The organism is Micromonospora sp. NPDC047762 (assembly GCF_043204655.1).
In the GTDB taxonomy this organism is placed as follows: domain Bacteria; phylum Actinomycetota; class Actinomycetes; order Mycobacteriales; family Micromonosporaceae; genus Micromonospora.
This window is the reverse complement of record NZ_JBIDCQ010000006.1, coordinates 266,218-281,597: the sequence shown is the minus strand read 5'-3', so window position 1 is coordinate 281,597 and position 15,380 is coordinate 266,218. Positions and strand designations below refer to the sequence as shown.

At 69.9% G+C, this 15,380-nt stretch carries 13 protein-coding genes and 1 pseudogene; 6 read left to right on the top strand and 8 right to left on the bottom strand.

What is annotated here, in order from left to right; genetic code table 11:
- The first annotated feature begins 38 nt into the window (after positions 1 to 38).
- On the top strand, positions 39 to 1,127 hold the full coding sequence (locus ACGF3C_RS20560) for a LacI family DNA-binding transcriptional regulator (protein ID WP_357222853.1): 1,089 nt from the start codon (positions 39 to 41) through the stop codon (positions 1,125 to 1,127).
- A gap of 38 nt (positions 1,128 to 1,165) precedes the next feature.
- Here ACGF3C_RS20560 and ACGF3C_RS20555 read toward each other — a convergent pair.
- Together ACGF3C_RS20555 and ACGF3C_RS20550 are read right to left on the bottom strand one after the other, a co-directional pair.
- A pseudogene (locus ACGF3C_RS20555) lies at positions 1,166 to 1,246 on the bottom strand (DUF664 domain-containing protein); the annotation flags it as partial.
- The gene (locus ACGF3C_RS20550; protein ID WP_357222856.1) at positions 1,247 to 1,771 is read right to left on the bottom strand and encodes a YfbM family protein; all 525 of its coding nucleotides are present in this window, start codon (positions 1,769 to 1,771) and stop codon (positions 1,247 to 1,249) included.
- Between the two features lie 257 nt (positions 1,772 to 2,028).
- On the opposite strand from ACGF3C_RS20550, the gene ACGF3C_RS20545 reads away from it, so the two are divergent.
- Positions 2,029 to 5,490 carry an alpha-glucuronidase family glycosyl hydrolase gene (locus tag ACGF3C_RS20545; RefSeq protein ID WP_393224199.1) on the top strand — a complete coding sequence of 1,154 codons (3,462 nt, stop codon included), beginning with the start codon at positions 2,029 to 2,031 and terminating at the stop codon, positions 5,488 to 5,490.
- Between the two features lie 109 nt (positions 5,491 to 5,599).
- Here ACGF3C_RS20545 and ACGF3C_RS20540 read toward each other — a convergent pair whose 3' ends face one another.
- Positions 5,600 to 8,596 (bottom strand): glycoside hydrolase N-terminal domain-containing protein, encoded by a 2,997-nt coding sequence (locus tag ACGF3C_RS20540; protein ID WP_393224196.1) that lies wholly within the window; start codon positions 8,594 to 8,596, stop codon positions 5,600 to 5,602.
- A gap of 503 nt (positions 8,597 to 9,099) precedes the next feature.
- Here ACGF3C_RS20540 and ACGF3C_RS20535 point away from each other — a divergent pair.
- Positions 9,100 to 10,122, top strand: coding sequence for a hypothetical protein (locus ACGF3C_RS20535; RefSeq protein ID WP_393224194.1), 1,023 nt, complete (start codon positions 9,100 to 9,102; stop codon positions 10,120 to 10,122).
- Here ACGF3C_RS20535 and ACGF3C_RS20530 read toward each other — a convergent pair.
- Positions 10,077 to 10,919 carry a helix-turn-helix domain-containing protein gene (locus tag ACGF3C_RS20530; RefSeq protein WP_393224191.1) on the bottom strand — a complete coding sequence of 281 codons (843 nt, stop codon included), beginning with the start codon at positions 10,917 to 10,919 and terminating at the stop codon, positions 10,077 to 10,079. The two genes, ACGF3C_RS20535 and ACGF3C_RS20530, sit on opposite strands and share 46 nt — an antisense overlap.
- A 121-nt stretch (positions 10,920 to 11,040) precedes the next feature.
- Between ACGF3C_RS20530 and ACGF3C_RS20525 the strand changes: the two genes are divergently transcribed.
- Positions 11,041 to 11,385 (top strand): DUF1330 domain-containing protein, encoded by a 345-nt coding sequence (locus ACGF3C_RS20525; protein WP_357223597.1) that lies wholly within the window; start codon positions 11,041 to 11,043, stop codon positions 11,383 to 11,385.
- 93 nt (positions 11,386 to 11,478) lie between these two features.
- Positions 11,479 to 12,354, top strand: coding sequence for an alpha/beta fold hydrolase (locus ACGF3C_RS20520; protein ID WP_393224187.1), 876 nt, complete (start codon positions 11,479 to 11,481; stop codon positions 12,352 to 12,354).
- Between the two features lie 7 nt (positions 12,355 to 12,361).
- Here ACGF3C_RS20520 and ACGF3C_RS20515 read toward each other — a convergent pair whose 3' ends face one another.
- Complete coding sequence (locus tag ACGF3C_RS20515; RefSeq protein ID WP_355008566.1) at positions 12,362 to 12,592, bottom strand: hypothetical protein; 231 nt, start codon at positions 12,590 to 12,592, stop codon at positions 12,362 to 12,364.
- 125 nt (positions 12,593 to 12,717) lie between these two features.
- Between ACGF3C_RS20515 and ACGF3C_RS20510 the strand changes: the two genes are divergently transcribed.
- Positions 12,718 to 13,113: a hypothetical protein gene (locus ACGF3C_RS20510; protein ID WP_393224184.1), complete on the top strand. Its 396-nt coding sequence runs from the start codon at positions 12,718 to 12,720 to the stop codon at positions 13,111 to 13,113.
- A 17-nt stretch (positions 13,114 to 13,130) separates the two neighbouring features.
- On the opposite strand, the gene ACGF3C_RS20505 is transcribed toward ACGF3C_RS20510, so the two are convergent.
- The 3 genes from ACGF3C_RS20505 to ACGF3C_RS20495 form a co-directional block, all read right to left on the bottom strand.
- Positions 13,131 to 13,514: a hypothetical protein gene (locus ACGF3C_RS20505; RefSeq protein WP_357223634.1), complete on the bottom strand. Its 384-nt coding sequence runs from the start codon at positions 13,512 to 13,514 to the stop codon at positions 13,131 to 13,133.
- A gap of 112 nt (positions 13,515 to 13,626) precedes the next feature.
- Positions 13,627 to 14,796, bottom strand: coding sequence for a hypothetical protein (locus tag ACGF3C_RS20500; RefSeq protein ID WP_357223608.1), 1,170 nt, complete (start codon positions 14,794 to 14,796; stop codon positions 13,627 to 13,629).
- The gene (locus ACGF3C_RS20495) at positions 14,793 to 15,308 is read right to left on the bottom strand and encodes a SigE family RNA polymerase sigma factor (protein ID WP_357204076.1); all 516 of its coding nucleotides are present in this window, start codon (positions 15,306 to 15,308) and stop codon (positions 14,793 to 14,795) included. The genes ACGF3C_RS20500 and ACGF3C_RS20495 overlap by 4 nt, the downstream gene beginning before the upstream one ends.
- Between the last annotated feature and the right edge of the window lie 72 nt (positions 15,309 to 15,380).

Here is a 15,380-nt window from a genome sequence, read left to right as displayed (position 1 = left end):
TACCATGATCACGGCGCGTAGCCGGGAGGAGCATGCAGATGCCCGACCACACCAGGCCGCCGGAAAAGCGAGTCACGATCTACGACGTCGCCCTTGAGGCGGACGTCTCACCGTCCACGGTGTCCCGCGCTTTCTCCCGGCCGAGTCGCGTCAACTCCGAGACCGCCGAACGGATCCGGCAGGTCGCCGAGCGGTTGGGCTACCGGACCAACCCGCTTCCCCGCGCCCTCGCCACGTCCCGCACGCGCATGATCGCGCTCGTCATCGCCGACATCACCAACCCGGTGTACGCCGGGATCGTGCGCGGGGCGCAGGAGGCGGCGATGCACAACGAGTACACCATGGTGCTCATCGACGCCCAGGAGTCCGACCGGGTGGAGCGCGCGGCGATCGAACGCACGATGTCGACAGTCGACGGGATCGTGCTCGCCAGCAGCCGGATGTCGGACTCGGCAATCCGGATGTTCGCCAAGCAGCGGCCAGTGGTGGTCCTCAACCGCTCCGTCGCCGACGTGCCCTGCGTCGTGACGGACAACCCCCGTGGGGTCCGGCGGGCCGCCGAGCACCTCGGGGAACTGGGGCACGACCACATCACCTACGTCGCGGGGCCGCAGGCGTCCTGGCCGAACGGCATCCGCTGGCGGTCGTTGCTCGAAGCCGGCATGGAACTCGAAATCAAGGTGCGCCAGATCGGCCCGTTCAGCCCGACCATCGAGGGTGGCGAACGGGCTGCCGAGGAGCTGCGCGCTCGTCCCGCGACCGCCGTCCTCGCCTTCAACGACCAGATGGCGATCGGGCTCATCCGGGGCCTCACCCGGATGGGCGTCGACGTTCCGGGCGACGTCAGCATCGTGGGTTTCGACAACACTCTCGCCGCCGACATCGTCACCCCCGGCCTCACCACGGTCGCGGCACCGTTCTACGCGGAGGGTTCCGCGGCGACCCGGCACCTGCTCACGATGATCGAGGGCGCCCCCGGGCACACCGGACGGCCGATGGTCCTGCCGGTACGCCTCGTTGTCCGCCAGTCGACGGCCGCCCGCGACCGGAAAGCGGGTCGCCCCCGACCGTGGATACGCCAGCGGCCGGCGCTCGCCGCGAGCCTGCCACCTCCCTCGGAGCAGTGAACACGTCCCCGAAAGCGACCCGTTCGAGGGGAAGGCAGCTATCGAGGGCCGAGGCCTGTCTTTCCGTCAATCAGCTCGCGCACGACGTCGAGGTGACCCGCATGGCGTGCGGTCTCCGCTCAGTCGAGCCAGCAGATCAGCGCGGCGCCATCCCTGGCGGCCGCACCGAAGAAGCGTTGGACGTCGGGCAGGTAATGGGCCACCCACGCAAGTTGGCCGGGTCGGTCCCAGGTTCCGGGGTAGATGTCGGCCCGGACCAGCTCCTGTGGGTCGACGCCTCGGATGAGGTCGTCCTGGGTGAGCTCGGCCAGGCGCGCGGCCGCCGTCGCGACGTCGACCGGTGTCAGATAGGAGGGCGGCCCGTAGCCCCAGTCGTCTTCGAGGTTCTCCAGGAAGTCGAACATCTCCTCGCTGTCGGGCTCGACGTCGGGCAGCTCCACGAACCGCTCCGCGCCCGAGACCAGCGGAATCTCGAAGCCCAGCCGATCGAGGAGGAACTCGAACCCGTCCCAGGCCTTGTCGATGCCCTCCCAGCGTTCAGAGTCGTCGTTCCGTTGCGTCATCGCGAGGTCGTAGGCCCAGCCGAGGTCTGTCCTCGCCCGCTCCAGTTCGTCGGGCGAAACGCGCAGCCAGTTGCCGTTCATACTCACCGCGGCAGCCTAAGTACCGGCTACGACAATTCCGGACAGCACCGAGATTCCGCAGCCATGTTCCACCATGTCGAGGGCCGCTCTCGCGGAACGTGTCGGGGAGATTGGGGCCGCACGGGCCGCGGCAAGAAACGACAACTCGTTGCCGAGGCACGGCCCCACCGAGCAACATCGACGCGCACCCATCTGTCGACGTCGTCGTGCTCCCGCGCCGGGCGCACGGCGACGAGTGGACGAACGAGGAGACGGCGATGATCCGAGGCTCGACGCCCAGGCTACGACGGACCCTCATCGTGCTGGGCACGGCACTGGCCACCGTCGCGGCCACCCTCACGGTCGCCACCACCATGCCCGTCGCCGCGGCCCCGTCGCCGGACGACTACAACGGCTCCGACCTGTGGCTGCGATACGTACCGGTCGACGATGCGAAGCTGCGCGGTGACTACCTCCGCGCGGCCACGGCGATCGTGGTCGAGAACGCCGACGCCACGAAGGTCCACCGGCACACCACCGACCTCGCCATGGCCCCCGATTCGAGCGAGAAGCTCGCCGAGACCACGCTGGGCGCCGCCCGGGACGAACTGGTCCGCGGTCTGGGCGGGCTGCTCGGTCAGCCGACGCCCGTCGCGACGGTCGCCGGTGGCACGGTCCCGGACGGCGCGGTCGTGGTGGGCACGCCCACGAGTTCGCCGCTGGTGGGCCGCACCATCGCGACCGGCGACCTGGCGAAGGTGGGCGACGAGGGCTACCTCGTCCGGTCGGTGTCGAGGGGCGGCACACGCTTCACCGTCATCGCCGGCAACACCGACCTCGGTGCGCTGTACGGCACCTTCGCCTTCCTCCGGCTGCTACAGACCCGGAAACCCATCGACCACCTCCGCGTCGCGGAGTCACCGAAGATCAAGCATCGGTTGCTGAACAACTGGGAGACCGAGCGTCTCTACGCGGGCAACAACGCCTCCGGGCTGGGCGGGCTGAACGGGGAGAGCGGGGCGATCTTCAACTTCGCCGCGACCGGTGCCAGCGCGGGCCGCAACCTGCCCGTCATTCTCGACCGCTACCTCGTCATGGCCCGCGCGTTGGCGTCCCTGGGCATCAACGGCATCACCATCAACAACGTCAACGCCGACAACGCGTACCTGACGAGCACCCGCATCGCGCAGGAGGCGGCCCTCGCCGACGCGCTGCGTCCGTACGGCATCAGGTTGGGCCTGTCGATCCGCTACACCGCACCGACCGACAGCCGGTTCGCGCCGGACACCCTGACCAACAGTCAACTCGACCCGTACGGAGCGGACTTCCGGGGCTGGTGGCACCGTCGGGCCCAGCAGATCCAGGCCGCGATCCCGGACTTCATGGGCCTCACCGTCAAGGCCAACTCCGAGGGCCAGCCGGGGCCACAGGACTTCGGGTACGACCACGGTGACGGCGCCAACGCCATCGCCGCCGCGGTCGCGCCGCTCGGCATGACAGTGCACTGGCGGACGTTCGTCTACAACGCCGAGGTCGACAACGACCGGCTCAAGCGGGCCTACCTGGAGTTCGGGCCGATCGACGACGAGGTCCAGCCGGCCGGCAGCCGGGGACGCTTCGCCGACAACGTGTTCCTCCAGACCAAGAACGGGCCACTGGACTTCCAGGCCCGGGAGCCCGTCCACCCGATGTTCGGTCGGATGGAGAACACCAACCAGGCCCTCGAACTCCAGATCACGCAGGAGTACACCGGCCAGAACTGGATGCTGGCCTACCTCGGCCCGATGTACGAGGAGATCCTCAAGACCGACACGTACGCGACCGACGCGAACGGGAAACTGCTCAAGAAGCGCCTGGTCGGCAACATCGTCGACGGGACCGCCCAGCACCACCCGGACACCGCCATCGTGGGTGTCGCCAACCTCGGCAACGCGGACAACCTGACCGGGCACCACTTCGCCCAGGCGAACCTCTTCGCCTTCGGACGTCAGGCGTGGAACTGGACGCTCGACTCGGCGGACATCGCGACCGACTGGACGCGGATGACCTGGAGCAACGACCGGCGCGTCGTCGACACCATCCATCGGATGATGATGGGCTCGTGGGAGTCGCTGGTCAGCTACCAGACGCCGCTGGGCATCGGCCACCAGTTCGCCGAGGGCGCCCACTACCGCCCCGACCCCGCCGACTGGGCGGGCCGCGACGACTGGAGCCCGATCTACTACAACAAGGCCGACAGCGTCGGTCTGGGCTTCGACCGCTCCCCCACCGGCAGTAACCTGGCCGCCCAGTACTTCCCCCGGTTGCAGCAGCGCTACGGGAACATCAACTCGGTCCCGGAGAGCCTGCTGATGTGGTTCCACCACGTGCCGTGGGGCCATCGGATGAACAGCGGCCGGACGTTCTGGGACGAGTTGGTCTACCGCTATCAGATGGGCGTGCAGTACGTGACCTGGATGCGGGAGACCTGGGACGCGCTGCAACCCGACATCGACGCACGCCGGTTCGCCGAGGTACGCGCCAAGCTGGCGGTCCACGAGGCGGACGCGGCCGACTGGCGGGACACCTCGGTGAACTACTGGAAGGAGTTCAGCGGACGGGACATCCCGGTCGACGACGCGCCACTGTCGGCGACGATCGTCGTCAACGGAAAGAGGTTCGGCGGCTTCAACCTGTCGGACACCTCGTACACCATCCCGCTGCCGGCCGGGGCGTCGCCGACCATCACGAAGGTGCGGACGGCCGACCGGAAGGCCCGCTACGAGGTCATCTCCCAGGCGGCCGGCGTACCCGGTCAGGCGGTCGTCAAGGTCACGACGGAGAGCTTCTTCGGCCCCCTGGTGAAGAACTACGTCTTCAACCTGGTGCCCGACACGACGCTGAAGGCCCTGCGCGTCGACGGCAGGCGTCTGGCGTCCTTCGCGCCGACGGTGCTGCGCTACAACGCCCTCACGCCGGCCGGCACCACCACCGCGCCAACTGTCACCGCCAGCGCCGCCGACCCCGCCGCCACGGTCGCGGTCGAGCAGGCGACCAGCCCCACCGGGCAGGCCCGCGTCACCGTCACCAACGGCGGAGCCTCGTCGGTCTACACGGTGGACCTGAACACCACGATCACCGGCAGCGACGAGTTCGACTCGGCCCAGCTCGGCCCGCAGTGGCAGTGGGTCCGCCCGGACGAGAGCAGCCGGCGTGTGGCCGACGGGTCCCTGGTCATCACCGCGCAACAGGGCGACCTCCAGGGCACTGTGAACACCGCGAGGAACCTGGCCCTCCAGGACGTCGACGGTGACTGGACGGCCGAATCCAGGGTCGTGTTCTCCCGCCCACTCGCCGCCAACAACGAGCAGGGCGGTGTTCTCGGGTACGCCGACGACAACAACTACGTGAAGCTCGCCTGGGAGATGGGGAACGCGACAGCCGCCGTCAACAAGACCCGGATCGTCTTCCTGCGAGAACAGAACGGCACGGCGTCCACCCTGGAGATCACCGGAGCCGACGCCCAGCGCATCGTCGGGGCCGACGGCGCCGTCTGGCTGCGACTGACCAAGGTCGGGGCCAGCTACCGCGCCTACTACTCCACCGACGGAAGCGTCTACCGCTACATCGGCACCCAGACGCTGAACGCCGACGTGACGAAGGCCGGGCTGTCGGCCTTCAACCGGGCCGGCACCTCCACAGACCTCGACGTCGCCTTCGACTACTTCCGGATCGAGAGCCGCGGGGAGCGCATCCGCTAGACGAGGCGGTGACCGACGGTCAGCGCCGACCGCCGACCGCCGACCGCGACCGGGCCCGCCCCAGGTGGGACGGGCCCGGTCGTGCTCCCCCGAGCTGGATTCGTTGCCGTCAGCCCCCGATCGCGATGGCGAAGATGTGCATGGTCGGCACGTTCGTCGCGGGACGGGCGCTGATGTTCGGCAACACGACCGAGGCCACCGCCTTGCTCTGCAACGCCACGCCGACGTAGTAGACACACGCGGCGGTGTTCTGACGGACGTTGTTGGGCCGGTTCTGGTACGCGGACACGATGGCCGCGGTGCCCCCGGAGTGCGGCCCGCCGTACCAGTCCGGCGAGCTCAACGTGAACGTCTGGCGGGTGCCGTCGGCGTAGACCACAGTGCCGGTCCCCGACACCGCTCCGTAGGTGCCGGTCAGCAGGAAGCCGAGCGTGCTGCCGGTGCCGGTCACGCCGATGGTCTGGCCCGAGGCGATGGCGTTGTCGGCGGCCCCGGAGCTGACGTTGGGCCAGCGGAAGTTGACCCCGTTGCGGCTCACCGTGCCACCCGGGCTCGCACCGGCCTGCGCGAGGGCCTGCGCGGAGAGCGAGGCCCCACCGCCGTCGAAGTTCCCGACGTTGGTGTTGCTGTCGCTGGTGATGCCGACGTTGCTGAAGCTCTGCTCCAGCGTCGGCGTGGCGGCCCCGGAACTGGTGACCCGGTAGGTGCGCCCGGCCTGCACGGTGACCTCGATCAGGTCGGACTCGATCCGGGTGGTCCGGGCGGCCGTACCGTCGGCGGTGTCGACCACGGTGACGGTGCCGGTCAGGATCCGGGAGCGCAGGCGGACGGTGCCGGCCCGGTCCGGGCGGACGAGGATCTCGGTGGCCAGGCCGCTCGCCCAGGTGATGCCGACCGTGTGCCCGCCCCGACCGCGTAGACCGGTCACCCGCCCGCTCGGCCAGGCCGGCGGCAGCGCGGGCAGGACGTGCAGCTCGCCGGTGTGGCTCTGCAACAGCATCTCGGCGATGCCGGCGGTGGCGCCGAAGTTGCCGTCGATCTGGAACGGCGGGTGCAGGTCGAACATGTTGGGCGCGAGTCGCGCGGTGGTGGCGAGGTAGCGGATCAGGTCGTGGGCCCGCTTGCCCTCCTCCATCCGCGCCCAGAAGTTGATTTTCCAGGCCAGCGACCAGCCAGTGCCGTCGTCGCCGCGCAGCGCCAGGGTCCGCCGGGCCGCCTCGAACAGCTGTGGCGTGCCGCGCTTGGTGATCTGGTTGCTGGGGGCCAGCCCGTACAGGTGCGAGATGTGCCGGTGGTTGGGCTCGGTCTCCACCCAGTCGTAGAGCCACTCCATGATGTTGCCGCGCGAGCCGACCTTCATCGGGGGGAGCCGGTCCCGGGTGGCACGCACCTGGGCCCGGAAGGTGCTGTCCACGTCGAGGATCTCGCTCGCCCGGGCGACGCCGTCGAACAGGTCCCGCAGGATCTGGTTGTCCATGGTGGGGCCGGCGCAGACGCTGGCGTTCGAGTGGTGACTCAGCTCTGGTGAGTTCGACGGGTTCGTGACCAGGTAACCGAGGGTCGGCTCGGTCACCAGGGTGTTGAGGAAGAACTGCGCGGCGCCCTTCATGGCCGGGTAGTTCGTCCGCAGGAACTCGATGTCGCCGTTGAACAGGTAGTGGTCCCAGATCAACGTGGACAGCCAGGCGCCGCCGGTCTGCCACATGCCCCAGAACGCGCCGTCCACCACCGCGGTGGCCCGCCACGCGTCCGTGTTGTGGTGGGTGACCCAGCCGCCGGCCCCGTACTGCACCTGGGCGGTCCGTGCTCCGGCGACGGCGAGATCTCTGACCATGTCGAAGACCGGCTTGTGGCACTCGGCCAGGTTCGTGGTGTTGGCCGGCCAGTAGTTCATCGGCAGGTTGGCGTTGATCGTGTACTTCGAGTCCCAGGATGGGGTCAGCGAGTCGTTCCAGATGCCCTGCAGGTTTGCCGGTTGGGTGCCGGGCCGCGAGGACGAGATCAGCAGGTACCTGCCGAACTGGAACAGCAGCGCCGAGAACTGCGGGTCGTTGACGCTGTTGTGCTGGGCGATCCGGACGTCCGTCGTCTGGTCGGCCGCCGACGTGCGGCCCAGATCCAGGCTGACCCGGTTGAACAGCGCCTGGTAGTCGGCCACGTGCCGGCTGCGCAACTGGTCGTAGCTGCTGGCCCGCGCGCTGGTGAGCCGCTGCCGGGCGATGCCCTGGTAGTCGCCGCCGACGTTACGGTAGTTGACGTAGCTGGAGCCGATGGAGATCAGCAGGACCACGCTGTTGGCGTTCGTCACCCGCAGGGTGCCGCCGGAACTGGACACACTGCCGCCGCTGATCGTCGCGTTGGCGAGGGCGAGGAAACGGACCTGGCCGGTGACGCCCTCCATGTTTCCGGAGACGCCGTCGAGGCCGATGGTGGTGCCGTCGGGGCTGGACACCGACGTCCGCTGCGGGCTGTCGAAGGTGGCGGTGAAGCTGATCGAGCCGGTCCGGTCGGCGGTCAGTCGCATGGCGATGACCTGATCCGGCGCGCTCGCGAACACCTCCCGTTGGTGGCGAACGCCGTTGAGCACGTACGACGTCGTCACGGTGGCGGTGGTGAGGTCGAGCGTCCGGTCGTACTGTGACGCTCCGCTGGCGGAACCGAACGCGAGCCGGAGGTTGCCGACGGTCTGGTAGGCGAGCTGACCACCGGGGTTGCCCATCATGGTCTGGTTGATCAGATCCTGGGCCTGGGTCCACTGGTTCGCGTTGACCAGCCGCCGGATCTCCGGCAGCGCCGCCGCGCCTCGGGTGTTGCTGGGATCGTGCGGCCCACCGGCCCAGACGGTGTCCTCGTTGAGCTGAAGCCGCTCGGTGTCGACGTTGCCGAAGACCATCGCGCCGAGCCGGCCGTTGCCGATCGGAAGCGCCCGCAGCCAGTCGGTGCCGGCCCCTTCGTCATACCAGAGGGCGAGGTCCCCGGCGGCCAACACCTGCGGCGGGGCCGCCGAGTCGGCCTTGGCCACCGCGGTCCAGGGCACCGGCAGGAGAGCACCGCCCGCGCCGGCTGCGCCGACCTTGAGGGCCTGCCGTCGGGTCAGGTCTGACATCGATCCTCCAAACGGTGGCCAGTCCGGCCACCCCGAAGCGTGACAACTATGGGACTCGACATGGGGATCCGCTTGGTGGGGCCAACCGGGACCCTGCCTGAGCAGGCCGACGCCGGGCCTTGGCGCGCCAGACATCTGATGTGTTTCGGGAAGGTTACTCCGGGGGCACAGAATAGGCAACGGTCGATCGATTGATGGACACGGTGACCATCTGGCCGGTCAGCAAGACGCACGGGTGGACGGAGAGCGTCGCGCAGACTCGGCACCGCGCCGCGATCCGCCAGAATCACGCCGACGAGCACTCACCCCGATGGACATACATCGGATGTACGCAGGCGGGCAGTCGAGCCAGCCGTGGCACAAGGTCCGACGTGCGCCCCGAAGCGGCAGTGCAACCCCGGTGGGTCCGGGAGCACGGATCGCGGACTGCGGCTCCCGTACCCAATCGGGTTGTTCTCTGCCGGCGCACGGGTGACCATGGGCGGCATGGCGGGAGCTCGGGGGTGAGATCGCCTCTTCAAGGCGGACTACCGCCCGGCAGCGCGGTGGTGGTCGGAGCCGTCGTGGAGATCGCCTGCGACGAGTCGGGATTCTCGGGTACGAACCTGCTGCACTCGACCGCCCCGGTGATCACGCACGCGAGCGTCGACCTGGCCGTCGACGAGGCGGTCGCGCTCATCACCGCCCTGCGGTCCGGGTTCCGGTTCGCGCCGCACGAGCTCAAGTCCGGTCGGTTCCTGCGCGGTTCGGGTGCGCGGGAGGCACTGGAGTGGTTCCTGGCGGCGCTGGCCGGCCGCGCGCACGTCCACCTCATCGACAAGGAGTTCTTCCTCGTCACCCGGATCGTGGACTTCCTGCTGACCGAGCCGTCGTACGCGGCGGGCACCCACCTGGCCCGCGAGCACCATCCGGCGGCTCTCGCCCTGCACGAGGCCGGACGCGCGACCGGAGGCGACTGGGGCACCTTCCTGTCGGCGTTCGTCGATCTGGTCCGGATGAAGCGGCGACTTCCGGTCGACCAGACCGTGCAGCGGTTCTTCCAGGCCCGGGACGCGCTGCGGCGACACGGCCTCGGCACGGTGGCCGACGCCGTCCTCGACGGGCTCAGCCCGAACCACGTACGGGCCGTGGTGGCTAGGCTCGACGTCGACGACCGCACGGTCCCTCCCCCGCTGGAACCGCTGCTTCCGGCGCTGGCGGAGACGGTCCTGTCCTGGAGCGGCGGCCAGCGGCAGGTGCTGGTGACCCACGACGAGCAGAGCGCCCTGACGGCCGACCGCCTGACCCGCCTCCAGCGGGTGTTGGCCGACGCCTACGCGTCGGCCTCCGGCACCGACCGGGCCGGGGGGTTGCCGAACGGGGTGTCGCCCCTGGCGGGGCTGGTGATGGTCGACTCCCGCGACGATCCGCGCGTGCAGGTAGCGGATCTCCTCGCCGGAGTGGCCCGGCGGATGCCCGGCATCATCGACGACGCGCTCCGTCAGCCGCCACCCGCTCCCCCAGGGGGACGGGCAGCCGAGTCATGATCGGCACGGATCCGGAGGGTCTGCGTGGTCGCCGAGTCAGCGGGAAAGAATGCCTCGACGGCCAACCCGGCGACTGTGACCTCCCGCGGCGTACCGAAGAGGGTCGTGGTGCTGACGAAGGACAACTCCTGGTCACCGTGCCGGTAGCGCAGCGGGACGAGAACACGTGAGAGGGCATCGCCTGGCGGTGTCGTCTCGACGTCGCCACCGGGATAGCCGCGAAGCTCCTCGTGCAGGTCGTACAGGATCGGGTCGTTGGTTGTCGTCGCCTGCTGGTGCAGCCGTTTCAGCAGGTGGGCGCGCCACTCGGGCAGGTTGACGATGCGCGGTGCCAGACCGTCGGGGTGCAGGCTGAGGCGCAGCACGTTGATCGGTGGAGTGAGCAGGTGGGGCTGCGCGTCCATGGTGAACAGGGCGACGGCGGGGTTGGCGTCGACGAGGTGCCAGTGCTGGTCGACGAGCAGCGCGGGGTACGGGCTGTGACCATCGAGGATCCGCCGTATGGCGGCCCGGACCGGTGTCAGCTCGGGGTCGCCCAGTTCGTGACGCGGGAAGGCGGGCGCGTAACCGCCGGCCAGCAGCATCGTGTTGCGCTCGGCCAGCGGCATCTCCAGGTGTTCGGCCAGCCGCAGGATGAGGTCGGGACTCGGCCGGGACCGCCCGGTCTCGACGAAGCTCAGGTGCCGGGCCGACACTCCCGCCTCAATCGACAGGTCGAGCTGGCTCATTCCGCGAGTCCGGCGCCAGTCGCGCAGCAGCTCCCCCACTGGTCGCCCGTGCCGGGTCGAGATAGTCACTCACCGACAGTAATTCCGCACCGACGGCCGAGCCATTACCTGCGAGGTAATCGACGGCCCACCACGACACCGGAAGAATCGACTCCCACCTCAGAAAACACAACGCGAAGGACGGACAACCATGACCGCGTACGCGCTCGCACACCTCCGTAAGGCACCCGTCCACGCCGAGGTGCTGACCTACCTGGAGCGGATCGACGCCACCCTCGCGCCTTTCGCGGGCCGGTTCATCGTCCACGGCGGCACCGTCGACGTCCTGGAGGGCGACTGGCCCGGCGACGTGGTCGTCATCGAGTTCCCCGACCTGAACCAGGCTCGCTCCTGGTACCGGTCCAGCGCCTATCAGGAGATCAAGCCCCTGCGGACGAGGCACCTCACCGGCGAGGTGATTCTCGTCGACGGAGTCGAGCCGGGCCACGACTCGTCGCGGATGGCCGCAGCCATCCGCCGCGCCACCGATCGGTAGCACCCGACGCGCGAGCGCCGTCCCGAAGAGAACCCGACGGCTCGCCGCCCGCAAGGCACCCCGACACAGGTCAGCCGTCCGTAGTCTCATCGAATGCAGGACATCCAGACGCACACCCTGGCCATTCCCGGCGTCGACCTGGTCTACGACGTCCGCGGCCCGCTACCTCCCAGCGGCGCCCATCGTGCGCTGCTCATGATCGGCCAGCCGATGGCGGCCGAGGGCTTCACCGCGCTCGCCCCGCACTTCACGGACCGCACGGTCCTCACCTACGACCCGCGTGGTCTGGGCCGCAGCGTCCGCACGGACGGTCGCTCCGACCACACACCGCAGCAGCAGGCCGCCGACCTGCACGCGCTCCTTCAGGCACTCGAGGTCGGTCCGGTCGACGTGTTCGCCAGCAGCGGCGGCGCGGTGACCGCACTCGAACTGGTCGCCACCCACCCCGACGACATCGCCACCCTGGTGGCGCACGAACCGCCGATCAACGCCGTGCTCCCCGACGCCACGGCCGCCGAGCGCGCCCGAGCCGACTTCTACGAGGCGTACCAGGCGAAGGGCCCGGGTGCGGGGATGGCCGCGTTCATCGCCATGACGTCCTGGCAGGGCGAGTTCACCGACGCCTACTTCGCCCAGCCCGCTCCCGACCCGGCGATGTTCGGCATGACCGACGACGACGACGGCCGCCGCGACGATCCGCTGCTGTCGCAGAACTCGTGGGCGATCACCGACTACCGTCCCGACGCGACTGTGCTCACCGCCGCGCCCACCCGGATCGTGGTCGCTGTCGGTGAGGAGTCGGCCGGAACGTACACCGCTCGCACCGCCCTGGGCCTCGCGGCGCTGCTCGGCCAGGAGGCCGTGGTGTTCCCGAGCCACCACGGCGGGTTCCTCGGCGGCGAGTTCGGCTACGCGGGCAAGCCGGAGGAGTTCGCCGAGCGTCTGCGGGAGGTGCTGGACGCCGGCTGACCTCTGCTCAACCGGTCGCCTCGGAGTAGACCTCTACGTCGTAGAGCAGCTGCACATCGCGGCGGCCGTTGGTGACGCCGACGAAGACCGGATCACCGCACGGGGTGCGGCCCTGACGCCACACCTGTTCCCGGGCCGCCTCCCGCGACTCGTGATGGGCTTTGCCCTGCTGATGCAGTTGCAGCACCCGGCGGGCGGTGCCCCGGTCGGTGCCGAGGTGGATTCGCAGGAGAGGCACGCCGGGACCTCCTTGCTCGACGCTCAATCTCGTGCGGCTGGCCGACCAGCCGTATCGTGAAACGCGGGGGCGACGATCCGCCGTCCTCGATTAAACGCCACCCGCTCCGGTCGAGGAGGGCATTTATGACTGGTCTGGCGACCGTCGGCGCACTCGTGGGTGTCCTGCTCGTCGGTCTCGTGGTCCTGGTCCGTAAGCCGGCCAACGCCCGCTCGGTGCTCAGATGGTCGGCGCTGGCGATCACTGTGCTGGTGGCCGCCGTGCTGGTTCCCTTCACCGTGAACGACTCGGGAGCGGCGGCCGGCTATCTGCTCGGCATCCCCGTCGTCGCGGCGTTGCTGCCCGTCCTCGCGCAGCAGACCGGGCGGCTGACCATCGTCGCCGACCTGGCGGCCGCGCTCGTGCTCACCGGATGGGGTCTGCTGCTCGGGCTGGGCATCGGTGTCGCGTTCCTACCAGGGGTGATACTCCTGATCGCCAGCGCCGCGGGCACCTGGGCGCCACGACCGTCCACCACGTGACCCGGTGACCCCCGCTGTCAGCCGTCCGGGGTGAACAGCCCCTGTACGCCGACGACGATCGCGATGAGACCGAAGATCGCGAGCAACAGCCGGACACCGGTGGCAGCGTCCGACCGCTCGTCGCGCGGCGTCGACCGCCCGGTCAACCGGCCCCACAGCAGGGCGAGCCCCACACCGATCCCCACCACCTCGAAGTGGAACACCCGGGGCCCGGACACCAGGTGGACGATCAGGTAGTAACCGCCGGTCACCAACGCCACGAGGCCGACCACCCACGCGATCGGGGCGGCCCGACCGGCGAGGCGGCCCAGGTCGTCGCCGACCCGCGGCAGCAGCCGCAGCACCGCCACGGCGAGCAGGAAGCCACCGACGATGTTGGCGAGGTCGAGCAGCAGAGCCATAATCACGGGAAGTCTCCGTCGATCGGGTGATCAGCCGGTGGGAGCGTACCCACGGAACCGGTCGGTTGAAACGGTCCGGACGGCACGCCCCCAAGGCTGAGCCGCTCAACCCTCAGCGTGTGCACCGCCACACCAGCGGCCGATACGCCTCGTTCTCGTAGACGGCCCCGACCACCGTCAGGCCGTCGCCGCTGATCCCCTCGGCCGTGTACGTGCCCGCCTCGGTCGCCCGGACCTCCGGTCGACCCGGCAACCGGCGGGAGGTGCCGTCCGGCGCCACGACCAGCGGCGCACCGTCGGCGACCAGCACGTCACCACTGCCGGCGATGCCGCTCGCCCCCGGGAAGGGCAACAGGCTCACCGCCCCGGTGGCAAGGTTCCACCGCACCGGCAGCATCTGCACGGCGCCGCTGCGTTGGTCGCCGGGAACCATGCCGATCGCCCATTCGCCCTGCGCCGACTCGACCGAGGCACGCGGATGACCGTCGGGCACCGCCAACGTCGCCCCGACGCCCTGCGGCGTCCACCGGTAGGGCCGATCGTCGACGGTGCCGACGATCGTGCCGTCCTCGGTGATCCCGGTCGCGGACGACCCCCGCTGGCCGACCAGCCGGTGCTTCTGGGGGTGGTCCGTCGACCACAGCACAGCCTGGTGCGAGTCGTCGGACCTGCGGGCGGTGCCGACGATGTCGCCACGACCGTTGACGGCGTGCACGAGCACCGCGTCGTAGCCGGGCGGCGTGGCCAGGAAACGCAGCTTCCCGTCCCGGTAGAGCCAGCCGGTGCCGTCTCCGTTGGTGCCCACCACATAGCCACGGGTGTTGACCGCGGCCGCGTGCCGCGCGGTCGCCGGCAGGACGACCGGCCGGCCGTCGGTCCAGAGCACGACCCGTCCGTCCTCCTGCCCGGTGCCGATGTCGCCGACGATGTGCCGTCCGGTGGGATCGACGCTGTTGGCCACCGCGACCGGACCCTTGACCGGCTGCGGCAACCACGACGCCTGGCAGGTGACCGGCGGGCGCGGGGCGATCGACCCGGTGTTCTCCGGCGTCACCGCGAGCGCGGGTGGGGTCGGAGCCGGCGGGCCGGTGGTCGCACCCACCTGGACGGCACCCACGACACCGACCCCGGCCAGCACCGTCAGCGCGGCGATCCCGCCGACTCGGCGACGCCGTCGGCGCCGCCGACCGTCACGGACCGCCCGGCTCAGGTCGACCCGAGGCTCCGGCACCGGCGCCGCCCGCAGCAGCTCGGCGATCCGCTGCTCGTCCACCGTGGTCATCTCGGACTCCTCACTGACATCTCGGTCACGTCGAGCACCTGGCGGACGGCCGCCAACGCCCGAGCCGTCTGCGACTTCACGTTGCCTTCCGAGCAGCCCATCGCGGCGGCCGTGTCGGTCAACGACAGGTCGCACAGGAACCGCAGGACCAGCACGGTGCGCTGGCCGCGCGGGAGGCGGGCGAGCGCGGCGAGCAGGTTGTCCCGCTCGGCCAGGTCGTCGTGCGGCGTCACCGGCGAGCGCTCCGGCTCCGGCACCGACCCCAGCAGGCGAACCTTCGCCCAGTTCAACCGCTTCTCATCGACGAGCTTGTGCACCAGCATCCGGTGTACGTACGCGTCGACGTTGTCGGCCCGGCTGACCCGGCGCCAGTTCACGTAGAGCGCCGTGACCGTCTGCTGCACCACGTCGTCGGCCAGATGGGCGTCGCCGCACATCAGGAACGCGGTCCGATGCAGGCTCGGCAGTCGCGCGGAGACGTACTCCACGAACTCACCCTCGGCTTCCACCATCGAGGCTCCCTCCTCCGCATGCTCGACGGGACCGGACGGTCATCAGGTTGCGTCCCCGTCGAAGAACGCTCG

Coding starts and splice junctions, on each gene's coding strand:
- ACGF3C_RS20560 (WP_357222853.1), top strand. CDS start 39: ATGCCCGACCACACCAGGCCGCCGGAAAAGCGAGTCACGATCTACGAC.
- ACGF3C_RS20550 (WP_357222856.1), bottom strand. CDS start 1,771: ATGAACGGCAACTGGCTGCGCGTTTCGCCCGACGAACTGGAGCGGGCG.
- ACGF3C_RS20545 (WP_393224199.1), top strand. CDS start 2,029: ATGATCCGAGGCTCGACGCCCAGGCTACGACGGACCCTCATCGTGCTG.
- ACGF3C_RS20540 (WP_393224196.1), bottom strand. CDS start 8,596: ATGTCAGACCTGACCCGACGGCAGGCCCTCAAGGTCGGCGCAGCCGGC.
- ACGF3C_RS20525 (WP_357223597.1), top strand. CDS start 11,041: ATGACCGCGTACGCGCTCGCACACCTCCGTAAGGCACCCGTCCACGCC.
- ACGF3C_RS20520 (WP_393224187.1), top strand. CDS start 11,479: ATGCAGGACATCCAGACGCACACCCTGGCCATTCCCGGCGTCGACCTG.
- ACGF3C_RS20510 (WP_393224184.1), top strand. CDS start 12,718: ATGACTGGTCTGGCGACCGTCGGCGCACTCGTGGGTGTCCTGCTCGTC.
- ACGF3C_RS20505 (WP_357223634.1), bottom strand. CDS start 13,514: ATGGCTCTGCTGCTCGACCTCGCCAACATCGTCGGTGGCTTCCTGCTC.
- ACGF3C_RS20500 (WP_357223608.1), bottom strand. CDS start 14,796: ATGACCACGGTGGACGAGCAGCGGATCGCCGAGCTGCTGCGGGCGGCG.
- ACGF3C_RS20495 (WP_357204076.1), bottom strand. CDS start 15,308: ATGGTGGAAGCCGAGGGTGAGTTCGTGGAGTACGTCTCCGCGCGACTG.